Annotated in this window: 22 protein-coding genes and 3 tRNA genes; 18 read left to right on the top strand and 7 right to left on the bottom strand. The window is 65.4% G+C overall.

The genetic code is table 11. From position 1 onward, the window contains the following. Positions 1–31: 31 nt before the first annotated feature. Positions 32–1,048 (bottom strand): PHP domain-containing protein, encoded by a 1,017-nt coding sequence (locus DFO47_RS06980; protein WP_133831153.1) that lies wholly within the window; start codon positions 1,046–1,048, stop codon positions 32–34. A 164-nt stretch (positions 1,049–1,212) separates the two neighbouring features. Between DFO47_RS06980 and DFO47_RS06975 the strand changes: the two genes are divergently transcribed. From DFO47_RS06975 to DFO47_RS06935, 9 genes are all read left to right on the top strand, one after another. Then, positions 1,213–1,285: transfer RNA gene (locus DFO47_RS06975), tRNA-Glu, on the top strand. Positions 1,286–1,376: 91 nt separating this feature from the next. Then, positions 1,377–1,450: transfer RNA gene (locus DFO47_RS06970), tRNA-Asp, on the top strand. A 48-nt stretch (positions 1,451–1,498) separates the two neighbouring features. Continuing rightward, a tRNA-Phe gene (locus DFO47_RS06965) sits at positions 1,499–1,574 on the top strand. Positions 1,575–2,213: 639 nt separating this feature from the next. Beyond that, complete coding sequence (locus tag DFO47_RS06960) at positions 2,214–3,806, top strand: glycoside hydrolase family 68 protein (protein ID WP_018763090.1); 1,593 nt, start codon at positions 2,214–2,216, stop codon at positions 3,804–3,806. Positions 3,807–3,990: 184 nt separating this feature from the next. Then, on the top strand, positions 3,991–4,446 hold the full coding sequence (locus tag DFO47_RS06955) for an Asp23/Gls24 family envelope stress response protein (protein WP_109045838.1): 456 nt from the start codon (positions 3,991–3,993) through the stop codon (positions 4,444–4,446). Then, entirely contained in the window at positions 4,443–4,634 is a 192-nt protein-coding gene (locus tag DFO47_RS06950) for a hypothetical protein (RefSeq protein ID WP_133831152.1), read from the top strand. Before DFO47_RS06955 ends, DFO47_RS06950 begins: the two co-directional genes overlap by 4 nt. Beyond that, positions 4,631–5,011 carry a hypothetical protein gene (locus tag DFO47_RS06945; protein ID WP_133831151.1) on the top strand — a complete coding sequence of 127 codons (381 nt, stop codon included), beginning with the start codon at positions 4,631–4,633 and terminating at the stop codon, positions 5,009–5,011. The genes DFO47_RS06950 and DFO47_RS06945 overlap by 4 nt, the downstream gene beginning before the upstream one ends. Next, the gene (locus DFO47_RS06940; RefSeq protein ID WP_133831150.1) at positions 5,008–5,646 is read left to right on the top strand and encodes a hypothetical protein; all 639 of its coding nucleotides are present in this window, start codon (positions 5,008–5,010) and stop codon (positions 5,644–5,646) included. The genes DFO47_RS06945 and DFO47_RS06940 overlap by 4 nt, the downstream gene beginning before the upstream one ends. Beyond that, positions 5,643–6,254, top strand: coding sequence for a hypothetical protein (locus DFO47_RS06935; protein ID WP_018763095.1), 612 nt, complete (start codon positions 5,643–5,645; stop codon positions 6,252–6,254). The genes DFO47_RS06940 and DFO47_RS06935 overlap by 4 nt, the downstream gene beginning before the upstream one ends. 36 nt (positions 6,255–6,290) lie before the next feature. Here the strand turns inward: DFO47_RS06935 and DFO47_RS06930 are convergent, their stop codons facing one another. Then, entirely contained in the window at positions 6,291–8,090 is a 1,800-nt protein-coding gene (locus DFO47_RS06930) for a glycoside hydrolase family 13 protein (RefSeq protein WP_133831149.1), read from the bottom strand. Between the two features lie 139 nt (positions 8,091–8,229). On the opposite strand from DFO47_RS06930, the gene DFO47_RS06925 reads away from it, so the two are divergent. The 5 genes from DFO47_RS06925 (at position 8,230) to DFO47_RS06905 (ending at position 12,885) form a co-directional block, all read left to right on the top strand. Further along, positions 8,230–9,516 carry an ABC transporter substrate-binding protein gene (locus DFO47_RS06925; RefSeq protein ID WP_133831148.1) on the top strand — a complete coding sequence of 429 codons (1,287 nt, stop codon included), beginning with the start codon at positions 8,230–8,232 and terminating at the stop codon, positions 9,514–9,516. A 7-nt stretch (positions 9,517–9,523) separates the two neighbouring features. After that, entirely contained in the window at positions 9,524–10,561 is a 1,038-nt protein-coding gene (locus DFO47_RS06920) for a sugar ABC transporter permease (protein ID WP_018763098.1), read from the top strand. Continuing rightward, entirely contained in the window at positions 10,558–11,457 is a 900-nt protein-coding gene (locus tag DFO47_RS06915) for a carbohydrate ABC transporter permease (protein WP_018763099.1), read from the top strand. Before DFO47_RS06920 ends, DFO47_RS06915 begins: the two co-directional genes overlap by 4 nt. Further along, positions 11,454–11,705: a hypothetical protein gene (locus DFO47_RS06910; RefSeq protein ID WP_018763100.1), complete on the top strand. Its 252-nt coding sequence runs from the start codon at positions 11,454–11,456 to the stop codon at positions 11,703–11,705. The genes DFO47_RS06915 and DFO47_RS06910 overlap by 4 nt, the downstream gene beginning before the upstream one ends. A 127-nt stretch (positions 11,706–11,832) precedes the next feature. Then, positions 11,833–12,885: a LacI family DNA-binding transcriptional regulator gene (locus DFO47_RS06905; protein WP_133831147.1), complete on the top strand. Its 1,053-nt coding sequence runs from the start codon at positions 11,833–11,835 to the stop codon at positions 12,883–12,885. Positions 12,886–12,892: 7 nt separating this feature from the next. Here the strand turns inward: DFO47_RS06905 and DFO47_RS06900 are convergent, their stop codons facing one another. Next, positions 12,893–13,783 (bottom strand): hypothetical protein, encoded by an 891-nt coding sequence (locus DFO47_RS06900; protein ID WP_133831146.1) that lies wholly within the window; start codon positions 13,781–13,783, stop codon positions 12,893–12,895. Positions 13,784–13,817: 34 nt separating this feature from the next. Continuing rightward, positions 13,818–14,624 (bottom strand): exodeoxyribonuclease III, encoded by an 807-nt coding sequence (locus DFO47_RS06895; protein ID WP_026264965.1) that lies wholly within the window; start codon positions 14,622–14,624, stop codon positions 13,818–13,820. Positions 14,625–14,784: 160 nt separating this feature from the next. Here DFO47_RS06895 and DFO47_RS06890 point away from each other — a divergent pair, with 160 nt between their 5' ends. The 4 genes from DFO47_RS06890 (at position 14,785) to DFO47_RS06875 (ending at position 18,435) form a co-directional block, all read left to right on the top strand. Next, positions 14,785–15,897, top strand: coding sequence for an enoyl-CoA hydratase/isomerase family protein (locus tag DFO47_RS06890; protein ID WP_133831145.1), 1,113 nt, complete (start codon positions 14,785–14,787; stop codon positions 15,895–15,897). Then, positions 15,890–16,894: a 3-hydroxyisobutyrate dehydrogenase gene (gene mmsB, locus DFO47_RS06885; RefSeq protein ID WP_018763105.1), complete on the top strand. Its 1,005-nt coding sequence runs from the start codon at positions 15,890–15,892 to the stop codon at positions 16,892–16,894. The genes DFO47_RS06890 and mmsB overlap by 8 nt, the downstream gene beginning before the upstream one ends. Further along, positions 16,891–17,667 carry an enoyl-CoA hydratase gene (locus DFO47_RS06880; protein ID WP_133831144.1) on the top strand — a complete coding sequence of 259 codons (777 nt, stop codon included), beginning with the start codon at positions 16,891–16,893 and terminating at the stop codon, positions 17,665–17,667. Before mmsB ends, DFO47_RS06880 begins: the two co-directional genes overlap by 4 nt. Positions 17,668–17,772: 105 nt before the next feature. Continuing rightward, positions 17,773–18,435: a DedA family protein gene (locus tag DFO47_RS06875; RefSeq protein ID WP_133831143.1), complete on the top strand. Its 663-nt coding sequence runs from the start codon at positions 17,773–17,775 to the stop codon at positions 18,433–18,435. Positions 18,436–18,444: 9 nt separating this feature from the next. On the opposite strand, the gene DFO47_RS06870 is transcribed toward DFO47_RS06875, so the two are convergent. The 3 genes from DFO47_RS06870 to DFO47_RS06860 form a co-directional block, all read right to left on the bottom strand. Beyond that, positions 18,445–19,230 (bottom strand): TipAS antibiotic-recognition domain-containing protein, encoded by a 786-nt coding sequence (locus DFO47_RS06870; protein ID WP_133831142.1) that lies wholly within the window; start codon positions 19,228–19,230, stop codon positions 18,445–18,447. A 52-nt stretch (positions 19,231–19,282) separates the two neighbouring features. Then, positions 19,283–19,618, bottom strand: a complete 336-nt coding sequence (locus DFO47_RS06865; RefSeq protein WP_133831141.1) for a hypothetical protein — start codon at positions 19,616–19,618, stop codon at positions 19,283–19,285. A gap of 171 nt (positions 19,619–19,789) precedes the next feature. After that, positions 19,790–19,993 (bottom strand): cold-shock protein, encoded by a 204-nt coding sequence (locus tag DFO47_RS06860; RefSeq protein WP_009357211.1) that lies wholly within the window; start codon positions 19,991–19,993, stop codon positions 19,790–19,792. Positions 19,994–20,065 lie beyond the last annotated feature (72 nt).

The following is a 20,065-nucleotide window of genomic DNA, read 5'->3' as shown; positions in this document are numbered from 1 at the left end:
GGGGACTCCCCGGTGCCCGGCGGGGCCGGCCCTACGGGGCTGCGGCCCAGGCCAGCAGCTTGTCCGCCGGCCAGGTGGTGATGATCCGCTCAACGGGTACGTTGTTTCGGGCCGCCCGTTCGGCGCCGTACTGCAGGAAATCCAGCTGCCCGGGTGCGTGGGCATCGCTGTCGATCGAGAACAGGCAGCCGGCCTCCAAAGCCAGCTGGATCAGGGCGTCAGGCGGGTCCTGCCGCTCCGGCCGGGAGTTGATCTCCACGGCGACGTTGTGCTCTGCGCAGGCGGCAAAAACTCCCTTGGCATCGAATTCCGACGGCGGCCTGGTCCCTCGCGAGCCCTCCACCAGCCGGCCGGTGCAGTGGCCCAGGATGTTGGTCCGCGGGTCGGTGATTCCGCCGAGCATCCGCGTGGTCATGGTCTTGCGGTCAGCACGCAGCTTGGAATGGACGCTGGCCACCACGATGTCCAACCTGTCCAGCAGTTCCGGTTCCTGGTCCAGCTCTCCCGATTCCAGGATGTCCACCTCGATGCCTGCCAGGAGCCGGGTGGGTCCGCCCTTGCCGTTGATGCCCGCCACCACGTCCAGCTGGTCGCGCAGGCGTTCGGGCGAGAGGCCGTTGGCGATCGTGAGGTTGGGGGAGTGGTCTGTCAGGGCCACGTACTCCCTGCCCAGCACCTGCGCGGCGGCAAGCATCAACTCGATGGGGGAGCCGCCGTCGGACCATTCGCTGTGGCTGTGGAGGTCGCCGCGCAGCGCCTCCTGGATGTCCCTGCCGCCGGGCGCCAGCGGCTGCGCTCCCTTCTCCCGGAGGTCCGCCAGGTACTCGGGAACTTGTCCGTCCACGGCCTCCCGGATCACGGCGTAGGTCCGGTCGCCGATCCCCTTCATGGACTTCAGCCGCCCGGACCGTGCGCGGGACGCCAGTTCGTCCGGGTCCAGGGCGCCGATGGTGGCGGCGGCCTTGCGGAAGGCCTGCACCTTGAAGGTGGCAGCGCGCCCGCGCTCCAGCCAGAAAGCAATCTCGTTGAGGGCTGCGACGGCATCCATCCGTCCATCTTGGCCCCTGCAATGGCGGAATGGCGGTGTTTTTGGCCGATTTTGGATAATTCCTGCGAAGGCCCTATAGTTGTTGAGTCCAGTTCGGAGAAACGCAAAGGGCAAAGACGGAAAGCATCGCTTGACGCCTTTTATTTTGTGCCGAACGGGTTCTGGCCCCCATCGTCTAGCGGCCTAGGACACCGCCCTTTCACGGCGGCGGCACGGGTTCGAATCCCGTTGGGGGTACGCAAGGATCTGGTCAGGCAGGCAGAAAAAGTCTGGTAGGCTGGAAGCCTTGAAAAAAGCGGTAGAGATACTGTGAAAGCAAGAAACGCAAGGCCCTGTAGCGCAGTTGGTTAGCGCGCCGCCCTGTCACGGCGGAGGTCGCGGGTTCAAGTCCCGTCAGGGTCGCTCTGATTGTTGGAAGAAATTCCGGCTCTCATGGTGACTAGTCACCTAGGCTCTGTAGCTCAGTTGGTAGAGCGTTCGACTGAAAATCGAAAGGTCACCGGATCGACGCCGGTCGGAGCCACCACTGGGAAGCATCAGTTCTTCGGAACTGGTGCTTTTCTTCGTTTAAGGCGTGGCATCGTGCGCCATCCACGGGCATCAGTGCGACCCGCACTTTCGCGTCGCCAAGGGCATAGGTGGCGTGCAGATAAAGATCCGCGGCCCGTATGGGGCCGCGGACATTTGGGCGCAGCGTTCGGCATTGCCCCCATTGGCTGCCCGGCCTCGAACCCGGCACGCGATTCTCCCCCAAAGGGCCTGCCGCAGAGGCGCTCTGGCCTCGGCTCAGCCAGTGGCCTGCGCAACATCCGGGCAGGTTGAAACAAAAAAATCGACCATGCCACGAAACATTTGACCTGCGCCAAACCGTTGTGGCACGCGCGCGCATTGGATTGCGTAAGCGCTTGCACCCTACCCGCCGGTAGGTCATTCGGAGCGCTGAAACAGGGTTTGAAATGGCTGCGGGATGCCCCATAGCGTGGATCGCGGCAAGGGGAAGCATGCTTCCCATCTGCCCGGGGCCCTACCCAGGCCCTGCTGATTCCCGACACACAAAGGCGTCTCCGACGGCACCTGAGGTGTTGCCGGGGCCGCGGATGTTCTCGGGGCAATGGGCATATGCCCGTCTTCCACGAACAGTTACAACTCCGCGAGAAGAGCAACAATGCACAAGCACCCCCAAAACCGGATGCTGCGGTGGCGCCCCGCCGCCGCAGCATTGGCCGCGGCCGTCGCCGCCTCGGCCTTCCTGGCCGTCCCCTCGGCGCAGGCGAACGAGCCGTCCGATCCGCCCGCCGTGCAGCAGATGCCGGCACCCGCTCCGGGCTTCCCCCTCCCGACCGGACATACGCAGCAGGCGTTCGATCCGGCGTCGGACTTCACGTCCAAGTGGACCCGTGCCGACGCCAAGCAGATCATGGCCCAGAGCGACTCGACGGTCACTCCGGGTGAAAACTCCATGAGCCCCGACGTCACCATGCCGGAGATTCCCCAGGATTTCCCCACCATGAACGACGACGTCTGGGTCTGGGACACGTGGTCCCTGACCGACGAGAATGCCAACCAGATCAGCTACAAGGGCTGGGATGTCATCTTCTCCCTGGTGGCTGACCGCCACGCCGGCTACGGCTTCGACCAGCGCCACTGGAATGCCCGGATCGGTTACTTCTTCCGCAAGACCAACGCTGACCCGGCCAAGGACAAGTGGAACTACGGCGGCCACCTGTTCCTGGACAACACCTCCATCGGCAACACCGAGTGGTCCGGCTCCACCCGCCTGATGCAGGGTGACCACGTCAACGTGTTCTACACGGCCACCACGTTCTACGACATCGCCCAGCGCAATGCCGGCGGCGGCGGCATTGCCCCCGATGCTGCGATCGCGAAGGCCCTGGGCAACATCCATGCTGACAAGAACGGCGTCACGTTCGATGGGTTCCAGCACACCAAGCTGCTGGAACCGGACGGCAAGATGTACCAGACCAAGGCGCAGAACCCCGGTTTCGCGTTCCGCGACCCCTACACGTTCGTTGACCCGGCCCACCCCGGCAAGACCTATATGGTCTTCGAAGGCAACACCGGCGGCACCCGCGGCGATTACAAATGCAAGGACGAGGACCTCGGCTACAAGCCGGGCGATCCCCACGCCGAAAACGTCAGCGACGTCCAGAACAGCGGCGCCTACTACCAGACCGCAAACGTTGGCCTCGCTGTGGCCGACAACAAGGACCTGACCAAGTGGTCCTTCCTCCCGCCGATCCTTTCGGCGAACTGTGTGAACGACCAGACTGAACGGCCGCAGATCTTCATCCAGAATGAGGGTGGGAAGAACAAGTACTACCTCTTCACCATCAGCCACCAGTTCACCTATGCAGCCGGTATGCGCGGTCCCGACGGCGTTTACGGCTTCGCGGGCGACGGCATCCGTTCCGACTTCCAGCCGATGAACAACAGCGGCCTTGCCCTGGGATCCCCGACGGACCTCAACCTGGCAGCCAACGCACCGGAGAGCCCCTCCGCGAAGCAGAACGGGCGGCAGTTCCAGGCCTATTCGCACTACGTGCAGCCCGGCGGCCTGGTGCAGTCGTTCATCGACAACGTCAACGGCGTCCGCGGCGGCTCGCTGTCGCCGACCGTGAAGATCAACTTCCGCAACGGCGTCTCGCAGGTTGACCGCAGCTTCGGCCGGAACGGCCTTGGCCCGTTCGGTTACCTGCCTACCAACGTGCGGGTAGGCGGCGAGGGCCTCTACAAGTAGGCCTTTCTTGATCCACCGCCGGTAAATTCCGGCCGTATACCGCCCAGGCGGGGATGTCCTTGGGGGCTTCCCCGCCTGGGCCTTTTCCGTCGGGCAGAAGCTTGGGCGCGGCGCCCCGCAGTGTTTCCGGCGCATCTGTCGCAGGCTGGGGATAGGGTGGAATCAACAGAAGGGGGAGTGCCTGATGGAAGACCAGAACCCACAACCCGTGGTGCCAAGCCGTCCTGCCGCCAGCCCGGTGACGAGTCCGGGGCCCGGGCGCACCGTAATCTCCGAAACCGCCGTAGCCAAGGTGGCGGGAATCGCGGCACGGTCCGTTCCCGGCGTCTATTCCCTTGGCTCGGCTCCGTCCCGTGCGCTGGGTGCCATCCGTGATGCCGTCGGCAGTTCGGACCATGCAGCCGGAGTCCACGCGGAAGTGGGCGAAACGCAGGTAGCCGTGGATATCACCCTGGTGGCAAGTTACGGGACCCCCTTGCACTCGCTGGCCAATGACGTCCGCGCCGCCGTTTACCGCGCCGTCGAAGAACTGGTCGGCCTGCAGGTCATTGAAGTGAATGTCGAGATCACGGACGTGTACGTGCCACCGCCGGTCAAGCCGGCGACGCCGGCGGCTGTGGACCGGGAGGCGTTGCTGTGAACCTCACCGTTGCGGGTACGGCCATGGGCGCCTTCGTGGCCTTCATGTCATTGCAGTTCGGCTTGTGGGGATTCATCGTGTCCCTGCTCTTCATGGCTATCGGTGCAATCCTGGGCCGCGCCGCCGAGGGGAAGCTGGATCTGCGCGGCGTGATTGATGCCATCATCGGCCGGCGTTCGTCCTCATGAGTTCACCAGCGCCCGTTGCGAGTGGGCAGGCGCTCAGCGGCCACAACCGGATCAGTACACAGGCATTGACCAGCCTCGCCAAGGCGGCCGCCGCACAGGCCCTGGGCGTCGAGGCGCAGGACGTGCGGGCGGATTGGACGGACGACGACGGCCTGCTGGCCTTGTCCCTCGTGGCGCCCATCAGCATCCCGCCTTTGGAATCGGTTGTGCTTGATCCCGCGCGGGTCCAGGGTTCCGGTGGATCCATCTGGGATCGCACGGTCAAGGCGAAGGCGGCCATTCTGCAGACGGTCTCGGAGCTCAGCGGTTCCAGGCTGAGCCGGGTGGATATCCGCATCAGCGGGGCAAAGATCAGCACAGGAGGGCGGGTGCAATGAGCGGCAGCGTGGAAAACCGCCGTGCAAGGGCTGGTGCCCGGGGGAACGACGGGCCGGACATGCGCCGGATCACCTACCGCGAGACGCATTCGACGCGCGCCGCGGTCTCGATCGCAGCTGCCGCCCTGGTCCTGGTGCTGGCCGGTTACGGCGTCCTCGAATCCGGTGTCCATGCCGTCGGGCAGCCTGCCTGGCTGATTGAGCCGCAGGTGGCGGCCCAACGGATCGTGGATCTGCCGTCCGGCGTACCGCCACTGCTGCTGGGAGCGATCGGCGGGGTGCTGGGCATGCTGGGTGTGATTTTCTTGCTCAACGGGATACTTCCGGGACGGCGGGCGCGCCACCAGCTGGCCGGCGTCCGTCGTGGCGGGTCCTCGGCCGCGGTGGTGGACGATGAAGTCGTGGCGTCCTCGATCGCACGCCGTGCCCGGCTGGCGGCGAACGTCACGCCGGAGCAAGTCATGGTGGTGGTCTCCCAGCGCCAGGTCATGGTGAACGTCCGGCCCACCTCCGGTGTTGCGGTGGACCAGGGCCGCGTCCTTGCCGCAGTCAGCGATGAACTGGACCAGATGCAGCTGGAACCTGCCCCCGTTGCCCGCGTCAACGTGGCCCCGTCCGGGGTGATCGGCGCATGACCAGTACCCCTGCCCTGCTGAACCGGATCCTCCTCACCCTGCTGGGCGTTGTCCTGCTGACGGCGGGCCTGCTGCTGGTCTTGCTGGCAGTTGTGCCCGCAATCGGTCCGTGGTGGCACGCCTGGGCCTCCGGGGCGTGGGAAGGCATTACCCAGGCCTTCAATTCCACCCGTTTTCCCGGACAGCAGGAGAGCTGGCTGTGGATCGCGGTGGCCTTGGCGCTGCTGGTCCTCATGGGACTCATGGTGGGCTGGATTGCGCAACAGGGAAAGGGCCGGGCCAACGTCCTCGCGGCCGAGTACGACCCCGGTGATGTTCCCGGCGATGTCCGGATCGGAGGCGGCGTCGCCGAACAGGCGCTCAAGCAGGCCCTTGAGGGGCGTCCAGACCTTGCCGGTTCCACCGTCACCACCTATGACGTGAAGGGCTCGCCCGCGCTCAAGGTCCGGCTCTTGCCCCGCCAGGGTGTGGCACCACACCTGTTGGCTGCCGAGGTATCGGGGCTCCTGGACGCCTTGGACGCCGTGGTGGGCAAGGAGATTCCGGTCCTCATCCACATCGGTGCCGGGGCGCGGACGCGCTTCAGCCGGGCTGAGCGGGTCCGCTGAACTGCATGCGGGCCCGACTGTCAGTCCTCCTGCGGGTCAGTCCTCAAGGAGGTAGACGGTGCAGTCCACGGGAACTTCCCGCATCGCTGCCCGGTCGCTGGCCGGTTCAGGCCCGCTGGACAGCGCTACGGTGTAACCGTTGGGCACAGGTGCCGAGGCGAAGCCCAGGTTGGACAGGACTATGACATCTCCGTTCCGGAATGCCAGCAGCCCACTGTCCGGCGCGTGCTCATCTGTCCATTCAACGGTTCCCCTGCCAAGGTGGCGCGCCGACCTGAACGCAAGAGCGGCCCGGTAGAGCTCAAGGGTTGAACCTTCCTCGCCGTCCTGCTGGTCCGCAGCCAGGGGGCCGAAGCTGTCCGGCTGCGGGAGCCAGGGCGCCTGGCCGGAGTCCCCGCCGGAGAACCCGAACCCCGGTTCGCCCTGGGCCCATGGCAGCGGGACGCGGCACCCGTCGCGGCCGATCTCGGCGCCCTGGGTCCTGAAGAATGTCGGATCCTGCCTGGCCGCGTCGGGAAGGGTGGTGTGCTCCGGAAGCCCCAACTCCTCCCCCTGGTAGAGGTAGGCCGAACCCGGCAATGCCAGCGCAACCAACGTGGCGGCGCGGGCACGGGCAAGGCCCAGGGCAGCGTCCGGTTGTTCGTCACCGGCGCCTATGCCCTTCGGGAACGTGGTCGGATCCTTGAGTCCAAACCTTGTGCTGTGCCGCACGGTGTCGTGGTTGCTGAGCACCCACGTGCACGGAGCGCCCACGGACGCGGCCGCTGCCAAGGACGCATTGATGGCGTCAGCCATCCGCCCGGCATCCCAGCCGGCCAGCAGGAAATCAAAATTGAAGGCCTGTTGCATCTCATCCGGCCTGACGTACCTGGCCAGGCGTTCGGCGGGTTCAACCCAGGCTTCCGCCACCATCATCCGGTCCCCTCCGTATTCGGCCAGGACCCGATTCCAGTCGCGGTAGATCTCATGCACGCCATCCTGGTCGAAGAAGGGCGATGGCGGGTACATCGGCGAGACGGCCCGGTGCGGCTCCTCGGCATCGGTGTGGGCGTGGGGAGCGTCCCCGGGCACGTGGCTTTCCCTGCGCGGACCCGTTGTTCCTTCCACCATGGCCGCGGCTCCGTCCCAGTCAGGAAGGCCTGCCTCTTTGACCAGTCCATGGGCCACGTCCACCCTGAAGCCGTCCGCTCCGCGGTCCAGCCAGAAGCGCAGCACGGAGCGCATCTCCTCCTGTACTTCCGGGTTTTCCCAGTTCAGGTCGGGTTGCCTGGTGTCGAACAGGTGCAGGTACCACTGGCCGGGTGAGCCGTCAGCGTTGGTAAGGCGGGTCCATGCCGGTCCGCCGAAGATGGATTTCCAATTGTTGGGCGCCAGCCGGCCATCCCCCGATCCCGGCACTTCGTCCTTGCCGTCACGGAAGATGTACCGTTCCCGTTCCGGGCTTCCCGGGGTTGCCCGCAGCGCCGCCTGGAACCAGGTGTGTTCGTCGGAAGTGTGGTTTGGGACCAGGTCCACGATGACCTTCAGGCCGCGGTGGTGAGCTTCCTGCAACATCGCGTCGAAGTCCGCCAAGGTGCCGAAGAGCGGATCCACCTGGCGGTAGTCGGCGACGTCGTAACCGCCGTCGGCCTGGGGCGACTTGTAGAAGGGGGAGAGCCAGACAGCGTCCACGCCCAGCTTTTCCAGGTAGGGGAGCCGCTGCAGGACGCCCCGCAAATCGCCCATTCCATCGCCATTCCCATCGGCGAAGGACCGGGGGTAAATCTGGTAGACCACCGCGTCCGCCCACCATGCGGAGGGTACGGGACGGGGTACCGGAACGGATGGGTTGGGCATTTGGTTCCCCTAAGATAACTTTTTGATGTAAACGCTTGCATTCGCGACAGCAACCTTACTAGTGTGATGGTCACCACATCAACCTCACCTACAAGCGCACTGTCGACTTACTTGTCACTCAGCGAGGAGCTTCAAGCTAATGAAAACCCCGAGATTCCTGCTTCCGGCCGCCACGGCCGGCATTCTGGCCCTGACGTTGTCCGCCTGCGGCGGCGGCGGAGGGGGCACCACCGGCGGGGGAGGCAGCGATGCTGATGCCAACCTCGACGGCCGCGGCCCCATCACGTATGTCCAGGGCAAGGACAACAGCAACGTCGTCCGTCCGCTCATTGACAAGTGGAATGCCGCGCACCCGAATGAAAAGGTCACCTTCAAGGAGCAGACCGACCAGGCCGACCAGCAGCACGATGACCTGGTCCAGCACTTCCAGGCCAAGCAGTCCGACTACGACGTTGTTGACGTCGACGTTGTCTGGACCGCGGAGTTCGCGGCCAAGGGCTGGTTGCAGCCGTTGAAGGACAAGATGGCGATCGACACCAGCGCCATGCTGAAGCCCACCGTGGACAGCGCCACCTACAAGGGCACCCTTTACGCGGCCCCGCAAACCTCTGACGGCGGCATCCTGTACTACCGCAAGGACCTGGTTCCCACGCCTCCCAAGACCTGGGACGAGATGATGAGCATGTGCTCCATCGCCAAGCAGAACAACATTGGTTGCTACGCCGGCCAGTTCAGCAAGTATGAAGGCCTGACCGTCAACGCATCCGAGGCCATCAACTCCGTCGGCGGCTCAGTCCTGGACAAGGACGGCAAGCCCAGCGTAAACACGGCGGAAGCGAAGGCCGGCCTGGGCAACCTGGCCAAGGCCTACGCTGACGGGAACATCCCCAAGGAAGCCATCACCTACAAGGAAGAGGACAGCCGCCAGGCGTTCCAGAGCGGAAAGCTCCTGTTCCTGCGCAACTGGCCCTACGCCTTCAACCTGATCACCACCGAAGGATCTTCGGCTGTGAAGGACAAGACCGGCCTTGCGGCACTGCCCGGCAAGAGTGGCCCTGGTGCGTCCTCGCTGGGCGGCCACAACCTCGCCACCAGCGTGTACTCCAAGAACAAAGCCACCGCACTGGACTTCATGAAGTTCATGACCTCCGCGGAGACCGAGAAGTTCTACGCCACCCAGGGTTCCCTGGCTCCGGTCCTCGGCTCGCTGTATGAAGACCAGGAACTGGTTGCCAAGCTGCCCTACCTGCCGGTCCTGAAGACGTCCATCGAGAACGCCGTACCGCGTCCCGTAACGCCTTTCTACCCGGCTGTCACCAAGGCAATCCAAGATAATGCCTACTCCGCTATCAAGGGAGAAAAGACAGTGGAAGCTGCACTTTCCGACATGCAGAACGCCATTCAATCCGCCGGTGCAGGATCGTAGTCCTGCCATGGCAACCGAACTAGGCCCGACGCCGGTTAAGTCACCGGCGTCGGGCGCTGCCCCTGTCCATCACGCGCCCAAGGGCGTAGGGGAAGACAACAGGATCGCAAGCCAGGGTCGCTGGGCGTCCTGGCTGCTCGCCCCGACCATCGTGGCCTTGGGCATTGTGATCGTGTACCCCATCATCAGCGCGATCGTGATGTCCTTCCAGAAGGACGCCGGCCTCGATCCCGCCACCGGCCTGTTCACGGCAGGCGGCTCGGCCGGCATCCAAAACTACGTCAACTGGCTGGCGCAACAGTGTTCCGCGCCCGCCGGCGGTACCGTCGCCTGCCCGCCGGGAACCTTGGGCGGCCAATTCTGGTCCGCCACTGCCACCACGTTCTTCTTCACAATCGTGACGGTGACGCTGGAAACGGTGCTGGGTTTCTGGATGGCTGTGATCATGGCCCGCACCTTCCGGGGCCGGAGCCTCGTCCGCGCGGCCGTTCTGGTGCCGTGGGCGATCCCCACGGCTGTGACGGCAAAGCTCTGGTTCTTCATCTTCGCTTTCGAGGGCATCGCCAACAAGCTGTTCAACACCACCATCCTGTGGACCGGCAGCGAGTGGCCGGCCAAGTGGGCCGTCATCATTGCCGACGTCTGGAAGACGACGCCGTTCATGGCACTGCTGATCCTTGCGGGCCTGCAGATGATTCCGGCCGAAGTCTATGAGGCGGCCAAGGTGGACGGTGCGTCCGCGTGGCAGCGGTTCCGGCTCATCACCTTGCCGCTGGTCAAACCGGCGCTGATGGTGGCGATCCTGTTCCGTACCTTGGATGCACTGCGGATGTTCGACCTGCCGTACATCCTTACCGGCGGCGCGAACAACACCACCACGCTGTCCATCCTGGTCATCAACCAGATCAGGCAGGGCTTCAATTCCGCGGCGGCGTTGTCCACCATCACGTTCATCATCATCTTCCTGGTCGCTTTCATCTTTGTCCGCTTCCTCGGGGCAAATGTGGTTGAGCAGAGCGGCGCAACCGGAAAGGGGAAGAAATGACCACGGCAACAGCAGACGCCACCGCCCTGCGGGCACGCCAGGACAAGGGTCGCAAAACTGCCCAGAACCGGGAGAAGTGGGCCCAGGGCAGGACCTACATCAGTGCCGTCGTCGTCCTGATCTGGTGCCTCGCACCGGCCTACTGGATGGTGGTCACCGCCTTCCGCGAGGTCGGGTTCACGTACGACACCTCGATCCTGCCCACCCATGTCACCATGGACAACTTCATCACCGCCTTCGATACGTCCTTCGGCAACAGGTTCGGACAGGCACTGCTGAACAGCGTGTTCATTGGCGGCGTGGTGACGGTCGTATCGCTGGTGATCGGCGTGTTTGCTGCCTACGCCCTGGCCCGGTTGAATTTCCGGTTCAAGTACCTGGTGCTCGGTTTCATCCTGGGTGCTTCCATGTTCCCGGGCGTTGCCCTGATCACCCCGCTTTTCCAGCTGTTCACCAACATTGGCTGGATGGGCACCTACCAGGCGCTGATTATCCCCAACATCTCCTTCGTGCTCCCGCTGACGGTCTACACCATGACCTCGTTCTTCCGGGAAATGCCGTGGGAGCTGGAGGAATCGGCCCGCGTTGACGGCTGCACCCAGGGGCAGGCATTCCGCAAGGTCATCATGCCCCTGGCGGCGCCGGCAATCTTCACCACGGCAATCCTGGCGTTCATTTCATCCTGGAATGAGTTCCTGATTGCCAGCCAGCTGTCCAGCGACGCAACCCAGCCGGTCACGGTGGCAATCGCCAACTTCGCCGGTGCGCAGCCCAACCAGATCCCGTACACGGCCATCATGGCCGCCGGCACCATTGTCACCATTCCGCTGGTGATCCTGGTCCTGGTCTTCCAGCGCAAGATCGTCGCCGGCCTCACGGCAGGTGCGGTCAAGTGACGGATCACGGTGCCCGCCCCCGCACACCAGCGGGGGCGGGCAACCGCAGCCGGCTGGTCAGGTCGGGCGAGGATTTCGACATCATCATCGGTTTCCTTGGTTTTTGGGCGGTGGTCCTCCTGGTGGTCACTGTGTGGATGGAAATTACCGCGCAGCCGGCCATTGGCTGGGCCTTGGGCCTGCTGGCAACCCTGCTGGCCCTGTACGGAATGGTGCGCCTGCGGCGTAGGCTGCCGGCCCGCAAGTAGGCGCACTTAAAAACAGCGGTCCCCGCCACAGTTACCACTGCCCGGCCGCGGAATGGAAAAATACGAGGCTTGGGGTAGACGCAGGGCCAGCCGGCCCTGCGCCGCGAAGGAGTTATGAGGGGACACGGTGGCACGGACAACGGAAAGGTCCCAACGGGGCGGCCATAATGGCGTCAGCATCGAGGACGTGGCAGCGGCCGCCGGAGTCTCAACCGCAACCGTCTCCCGCGCCGTCCGTGGTTTGCCCCGCGTCTCGCCGGCCACCCGGGAGAAAATCCTCGAAGTCGCGGGAACCCTGGGCTACGTGGCATCGTCCTCTGCTTCCGGCCTGGCCACGGGACGCACCAAGACCATTGGCGTCCTGGCGCCGTTCGTGAGCCGCTGGTTCTTCTCCAAGGCCATTGAGGGTGCGGACCGCGAGCTGCACGCCCGGCATTACAACCTTTCCCTGTTCAACCTCGGCGGCCACGGCAGCAACCGCGAGCGGCTCTTCAGCAAGACCATGGTCTACAAGCAGATCGATGCCCTGCTGGTGCTCTGCATGGCGCTCAGCCACGAAGAAATCGAACACCTGCAAAAAATCGACATCCCGCTGGTGGTGGTGGGCGGCCACGTCGAAGAGTGCCCCTACATCGGCATTGACGACTACGCGGCAGCCTCAACGGCGGTCCAGCACTTGATCGACCTGGGCCACCGGGACATCGCGTTGCTGCACGGCGACGACGAGACCGACCTCAACTTCGACGTCCCGAGGGTCCGCATCCTGGCGTTCAAGGACGTCATGGCCGCCGCAGGCCTTGCCACCCGGCCGGAGTGGGACGAATGGGGCGACTTCACGGTGCGCAGCGGCCAGGAAGCCTTCCGCCGCCTTTGGTCCGGTTCCGGGCCGAAGCCCACAGCAATCTTCTGCGCCTCTGACGAAATGGCCATGGGGGTCATCTTCGAAGCCAACCGCCTCGGCGTTAACATCCCCGGCGAACTGTCAGTGGTGGGGATCGACAACCACGACTTCGCGGAGGCCATGGGCCTCACCACCGTTGGGCAACGCCCGGATGAGCAGGCCGAACTGGCCACCAAGATGCTCCTGGACGAACTGGACGGGGACATCGGGTCCGTCCGGTCCGCCGTTGCTCCGCATGAACTGATTATCCGGCGCACCACAGCGCCGCCCAAGGCGTGAAACGGCCTCAGGAAGCGCGGGCAAGCTGCCGGATAGGGATCCAGCGCGAGGCGAGCCTGCGATAGGCGGCCGCGGCGCCGGTCATGTCACCCTCAGCCAGGCACTCGATGCCCAGCCTGATGTCCATGGGTGATTCGTCCGGGTACACCTTGTCTGCGACGGCACCATAGTCCAGCTCCACCATGGAGTTCACGTGGAACAGCTCCAGCCATTCGGTCAGCTGTGCCAGGTCGTCAAGCATGTCAAGGTCCGGGGCGGCCAGCGCCAGGTTGGCCACGGCGTAGCGGGCCCGCTCCAAGGCGTCTGTGATCGGCGCCCAGACGCGGACCGTAAGGATGCGGCCGGCGGCTTCCACGACGTCCTTGCGGTCGGACTCCATGAACAGCGAGAACCAACTGAACGGGATGCCCCAGGTGGAGGCCCGCGTGTGCACGCGGACGGACCCGTCCCGTGCCTTCACCAGGTCGATCCGCTCCTGGTGCCGGTCGCGCTGTTCCTCAGGGATCAGCAGCTCCGCCAGCGGGCCGTGGATCCCTTCCATCAGGGCGTTGGCGGCCAGCCCGGCGCGCAGGACGAGCTGGCTGGGGCAGTACAGCAACACTGGCGCGGTGCCGGCGGCAGCGCCGTCGTCGGCCGTTCCGCCGTCCGGTGCCGGCGCGGTGGTGACGCGCACCAGATCGGTGCGCCCGGTGGGAAACGGATCACCGCCGGAGCGGGTGATCCGTCCCAGCGAGGCCAGCAGTTCAGCGTTTTCGACGGCGGCACGGGACGCGGCGCGCTCGCCGGCGGCCTGGAGGGCGGGTCGTTGTTCCCCCGGAAAGGCGTCCAAGGGTTCGTAGACGCGCAGTGTGGAGGAAAATGGCAGGCCTGCCTGGCCCCGGTAGAGGTTTCCCGTCATGACGGTCTCCTTGGATGGGCGCAGGGGGCTGTCATCAGTCCGCCAGCTCCACCAGCACGGGGGCGTGGTCCGAGGCGCCTTTGCCTTTGCGTTCCTCGCGGTCGATCGAGGCGCCGGTGACCCGGGCTGCCAAGGCGGGGGAGGCCAGGATGAAGTCGATCCGCATGCCTTCCTTCTTGGGAAACCGGAGCTGGGTGTAGTCCCAGTACGTGTAGACGCCCGGGCCGGGGGTATAGGGGCGCACAACGTCGGTGAAGCCGGCGGACTCGAAGGCATGGAACGCCGCACGCTCCGGCGGACTGACATGGGTGTAGCGGTTGTTGACGAACAAGTCGATGTCCCAGACGTCGTCGTCGAACGGGGCGATGTTCCAGTCGCCCATCAATGCGACCTGCGCCTGCGGGTTGTCCGTAACCAGGCCCTGGGCGTGCGTTTTCAGGCTTTCCAGCCACTTGAGCTTGTAAGGCATGTGTTCGTCGTCCAGGGAACGCCCGTTGGGGACATACAGGCTCCAGACCCTGACGCCGCCGCACGTGGCAGCCATGGCGCGGGCCTCCTGGACGGGGTCCTTGCCGGCCTTGCCGAACGAGGGCTGGTCCAGGAACGTCCGCTCCACGTCCTCAAGTCCAACACGGGAGGCGATGGCCACGCCGTTCCACTGGTTTACGCCGAAGTGGGCAACCTCGTAGCCCATCCGTTCAAAGAGCTCCCACGGAAAGTTCTCGTCCTTGCACTTGGTCTCCTGGATGGCCAGGACGTCGCAGTCGCTGCGCTGGAGCCAGGCTTCAACACGGTCGGCGCGGGCACGGAGCGAATTCACATTCCAGGTAGCTATCTTCACGGTTCCTAACTTACCTTGGCAGCTGCGCGCCGGGTAAAGCCTCCCGCCAGTCCGGGCGGCACCGCACGCGGTTGGTCCCCAGCATGACGCGGCGGGTATATTCGCAACCAGAATGACCTGGATCACTCGTCCGGCCACCATGCGAAGGAGCAGCCAGCCGATGACCGCAGCCAAGGGAATGGATGGTGCCGCCGGCAACGGGCACCCGGAAGTACTGTTTGAGCGCCGCGGCCGGCTGGGCCTGGTCACGCTCAACAGGCCTAAAGCCGTGAACGCACTCACCGCCGGAATGGTGGACCTGATGCTCCGGCAGCTCACCGGGTGGGCCGGGGACGACGACGTCGCCACCGTCCTGGTGCAGGGCGCCGGGGAACGCGGCCTCTGCGCCGGCGGCGACATTGTGGCCATCTACGAGGACATGTTGCACGGCGGACACCGGACGGCAGGTTTCTGGCAGGCAGAATACCGGCTGAACTCCCTGATCGCCCGGTATCCCAAGCCGTACGTGGCCCTCATGGATGGCCTGGTCCTCGGCGGCGGGGTGGGGATCTCCGCGCACGGGAGTGTCCGGGTGGTCACGGAGCGGACCAGGACGGGCATGCCGGAAACCACCATCGGATTCGCCCCGGACGTTGGTGGCACCTACCTGCTCTCGCACGCACCCGGCGAGGCCGGAACGCACGCTGCCCTGACCGGCGCGCATCTTGGCGCCGGCGACGCGGTGTTCCTTGGCCTTGCGGACCACTACGTACCGTCAGGATCGCTGACGGACCTGGCGGCCGCCCTTGTGGACCATGACGCGGAAGACGTCGTCGAACGGTATACCCAGCCGGCCCCGGACTCGCTGCTCGCCGGGCACCGTGACTGGATCGACGCCTGCTACGCCTCGGATGACGCAGCCGGGATCGTCCGGCGCCTCCGGGAGTGGGCGGGGCCCGGGAGGGAGGCTGCGGTGGAGGCGGCCGACACGATCGAAGCCAAGTCACCCACCTCTGTCAAGGTCACCCTGGCGTCGCTGCGCCGGGCCGCTGGACTGACCCTGGATGAAGCGCTTGCCCAGGAGTACCGTGCCGGAATCCGGTTCCTGGCCGGTCCCGACTTCCGCGAAGGCATCCGCGCCCAAGTTGTGGACAAGGACAGGAATCCGCAGTGGAAACCGGCAACACTGGCTGACGTGCTTCCAGGACAGGTGGACAGGTTCTTCGAACCGCTGGACGGCCGGGAGTTGGACCTGCACCCGGAACGCGCACCCGAGGAGGCGGACCATGCCTGAGACGGGAACCGTGGCTTTCCTCGGCCTGGGGCACATGGGCGGTCCCATGGCCGTGAACTTGGTCCGGGCCGGCTATGCGGTGGTTGCTTTCGATGTGGTGCCTGTCGCCGTCCAAGCGGCACGGGAACATGGTGTGCCGGTCGCGGCCAGCGCGGCTGGCGCCGTAGCGGAGGCCGACGTCGTGCTGACCATGTTCCCCAGCGGTGGACACGTCCTGGACGCCTACCGCGGCAACGCCGGACAACCCGGATTGCTGGCTGCGGCTCCGCCGGGCACCATGTTCCTTGACTGCTCCACCATCAACGTCGATGAGGCACGGGAGGCCGCGCGCCTGGCCGGTGAAGCAGGCCACCGTTCGGTCGACGCGCCCGTTTCGGGCGGCGTGGTGGGCGCCGAAGCAGCGACGTTGACATTCATGGCCGGCGGCGAAGCGCAGGACTTCGAGTCGGTGCGGCCGCTCCTGGAGGTGATGGGCAAACGCGTGGTCCATTGCGGCGGCCACGGTGCGGGCCAGGCTGCCAAGATCTGCAACAACCTCATCCTGGGCGTTTCCATGATCGCGGTAAGCGAGGCGTTTGTCCTCGGCGAAAAGCTGGGCCTGAGCCACCAGGCCCTGTTCGACGTCGCCTCCGCGGCCTCGGGCCAATGCTGGGCGCTCACCACCAACTGCCCGGTACCGGGACCTGTCCCCGCCAGTCCGGCCAACAGGGACTACCAGCCGGGTTTTGCGGCGGCGCTGATGGCCAAGGACCTCAACCTGGCGGTCAATGCCCTCAACAGCACGGGAGTGGCGGGACAGATGGGCGCGCTCGCCGCCCGCATCTACGATACGTTTGCCGCGGAGGGCGGCGCCGGCCGCGACTTCTCCGCCATCATTACGGATATCCGCGGCAGCGCGGAACCGGCTGCCGCGGACACCACGGCGGCGGCAACAGGAACGGACGCAACGGGCCGGAGCCGGACCACGGCAGCACACGACGACGGGAGCCCCGAATGACTGAATACGCCAACATCCTGGTGGAGCGACAAGGCAGGGTTGGGCTGGTGACCCTCAACCGGCCATCGGCGTTGAATGCGCTCAACAAGGCCACCATGGAGGAACTGGTCGCCGCCGTGACCGCGATGGACTCCGATCCGAACGTAGGCGCCGTGGTGATCACCGGCTCGGCCAAGGCGTTCGCGGCGGGCGCCGACATCAAGGAAATGGCCGATCAGGGCTACATGGACATGTACACCGCGGACTGGTTCCGCGGCTGGGAGGACTTCACCCGGCTGCGGATCCCCACCATCGCGGCGGTGTCCGGGTTTGCCCTGGGCGGCGGCTGCGAGCTCGCGATGATGTGCGACCTCATTATTGCGGGGGACAACGCCAAGTTCGGCCAGCCGGAAATCAACCTTGCCGTACTTCCCGGGATGGGGGGTTCGCAACGGCTCACCCGCGCGATCGGCAAGGCCAAGGCCATGGACCTGATCCTCACCGGCAGGTTCATCGGTGCCGAGGAAGCGGACCGGTGCGGACTTGTCTCCCGGGTCGTACCGGCGGAGGAAGTGGTGTCCGAGGCCCTCAAGGCAGCCGGGCTGATCGCCGCCAAGTCGAAGCCCGCTGCCATGGCGGCAAAGGAAGCCGTGAATGCAGCCTTCGAAACCGGGCTGGCCCAAGGGGTCCTGTTTGAACGGAGGCTTTTCCACTCGCTGTTCGCCACCGAGGACCAAAAGGAAGGGATGGCGGCGTTCGCAGAAAAGCGTGAGCCGCAGTTCAAGCACCGGTGACCCCGGGACGCGCTTCCGGGGACCTTGGGGCTCGACGAATTCCGCGGCCCGTATTGTGGACATGACGGGTAACGGACGGCCATGCCAGCGAACGGGGACAGACGTATGTGGACAACCATGACCGGTGCAGCCAGCCCCACCGACGGACTCACGGGCATCGTGGGCTTCGCGGCGAGGGCTATCGACACCCTGGGCGAGTGGGGCGTGGGTGCCTTCACGCTCGCGGAGACGGTGGTGCCTCCCATCCCCAGCGAGGTGATCCTTCCCCTGGCGGGCTACCTTGCCAAGCAAGGTTCCCTCAACCTGCTCCTTGTCTTCGCCACCAGCACCCTGGGCGCCTACCTGGGTGCCCTGCTGCTCTATTGGCTCGGCGCAAAACTGGGCCTGGAACGTTCAATCCGCTGGCTGTCCAAACTGCCCTTGGTGGACCGGGAGGACTTTGAACAGGCTGCCGCCTGGTTCCGCCGCCACGGAAGATCGTCTATTTTCTTCGGCCGCCTCCTCCCAGGCATCCGCAGCCTGATCTCGTTGCCGGCCGGGGCCGCGGCGATGCCACCGGCCACCTTCAGCCTCTTCACCCTCGCCGGCAGCGGGCTGTGGAATGGAGCCCTCATTGGCCTCGGCTACCTGCTGGGCACCCAGTATCAGCTCATCGAGAAGTATTCACATGTCCTGAACTACGCTGTCTACGCTGCGCTCGCCGTGGCCGTGGTCCTGCTCATCGTCCGGCGGGTCAAGAGGGCCAGGCGGGTCAACGCCAACCGCTGACAGGTGCCCCTAGAGGTGCTTCTCCGCAAAAATGCGCAGGGCGCTCCGCACGAAGGCGGCCCCGTCCATGCCCCCGTAGTTGGCGGCAAAACGCGGATCCGCAACATATATGTCAGCGAGTCCGGTGACATATCCCTTGATGTCGCCGCCGGCGGCCGCAGCGGGGGTTCCGGGAATGGACTGGAGCCAGGCCACGTGCCTGCGTGCCAGGTCCTGGGCCTCCGGTCCATCCGCCGTCACCCCTGAAGCGCCGGCCGCGATCCAGTCCCTGCCCAGCTCCTCCACCTTGGACTTCCACGCCCGCTTTTCCGCGGCGTCCATCCCCCGCCACCACGCATCAGATGCGGCGTAGGCGTCCTTGCCCCAGCGTTCCTCGACCTCCTCCCGGTACTGGGTATGGTCGAAGCCGTCAAACATGTTCTCAGCCATCAGTTGGCCTCCTGCCTTCACTGTTTCGATGGTTTGCTGCACGGACTGCGCCTGCCGGGCCAGCCGTTGTTGCTCCTGCGCCAGCCACTCAAGGTGGCGGGAGAGCTCCGCGACGGGGTCGGCCTGGCGCTGGAAGACTTCGGCGATGGCCTGCAGCCCCAGGCCCAGCTCCCGCAGCAAAAGGATCCGCTGCAGCTGAAGGAGGGCGGCACCGTCGTAATAGCGGTAGCCGTTCCCGCCCACCCGGCTGGGCTTCAAGAGCCCGATGTCGTCGTAATGCCTGAGCGTGCGGCTGGTGGTGCCGGCCATCCTGGCCACATCCTGGATGGGCCAATCCCTCAAGCCGTTGCCACGGATTTCTTCCATGACCTTGAGCCTAGGGGTTGACGCTGCGTCAAGGTCAAGGGTGCTTGTCGGGTTACTTGGCCTGACCGTTTCGCGGTGTCCGGTGCCGCGCCTGGGCGACGAGCCGCGTGAAGGCAAAGACAAAGATGGACTCGAACATCAGCATGAGTCCCACCAGCAGCCACTGCTGCCGGGCCATGAACACGATGCAACCCGTCAGGGCCAGGAGGGTGCCCAGGGCCAGGGCGTAGACGGCAAAGCCGACGGCGACCCGGGCGCTGCGTACGCCGGTGCGGAATCCGAAGCCGTGGGGTTCGCCGCCGGGCTGGCCCGGGACGCGGTCGGGTGCGGCGGGCCCGAGTGCGTCGAACTCGACCCACGGATCCTGGTCCTGGTCCTTTCCGGTCATGGGTCAATTATCCCCAACCCGCAATGCCGTGAAACACAGCGCCGACGAAAACAAGCGCCGGCGAAAACAAGCGCCGACGAAACAACGCCGGCAAAAAACAGCGGCCCCTCCAACGTTCGTTGGAGGGGCCGCTGGACGGGGGGGCCGGCAGTTGCCGGAGCCGCCGAAGACTTAGAGCGGGCGGATGTTCTCTGCCTGCGGACCCTTGGGGCCCTGGGTCACATCGAATTCGACCTTCTGGTTTTCGTCCAGTGAGCGGTAGCCGCTGGTGGCGATTGCCGAGTAGTGGGCGAATACGTCAGCGGACCCGTCATCGGGGGCAATGAAGCCAAAACCCTTTTCGGCGTTGAACCATTTAACTGTGCCTGTTGCCATGGCTGCATTCCTTCATGTGACTCTGATTCTCTCCCCGGAACCGTCCCGGGGTGCGCGGGAGTTAGTCCCCCA

Origin of the sequence: Arthrobacter sp. AG258, from assembly GCF_004364695.1 — a bacterium.
Classification (GTDB): domain Bacteria; phylum Actinomycetota; class Actinomycetes; order Actinomycetales; family Micrococcaceae; genus Arthrobacter.
Note: the sequence above shows the minus strand (reverse complement) of the source record. Positions and strands in the feature narration are given on the sequence as shown.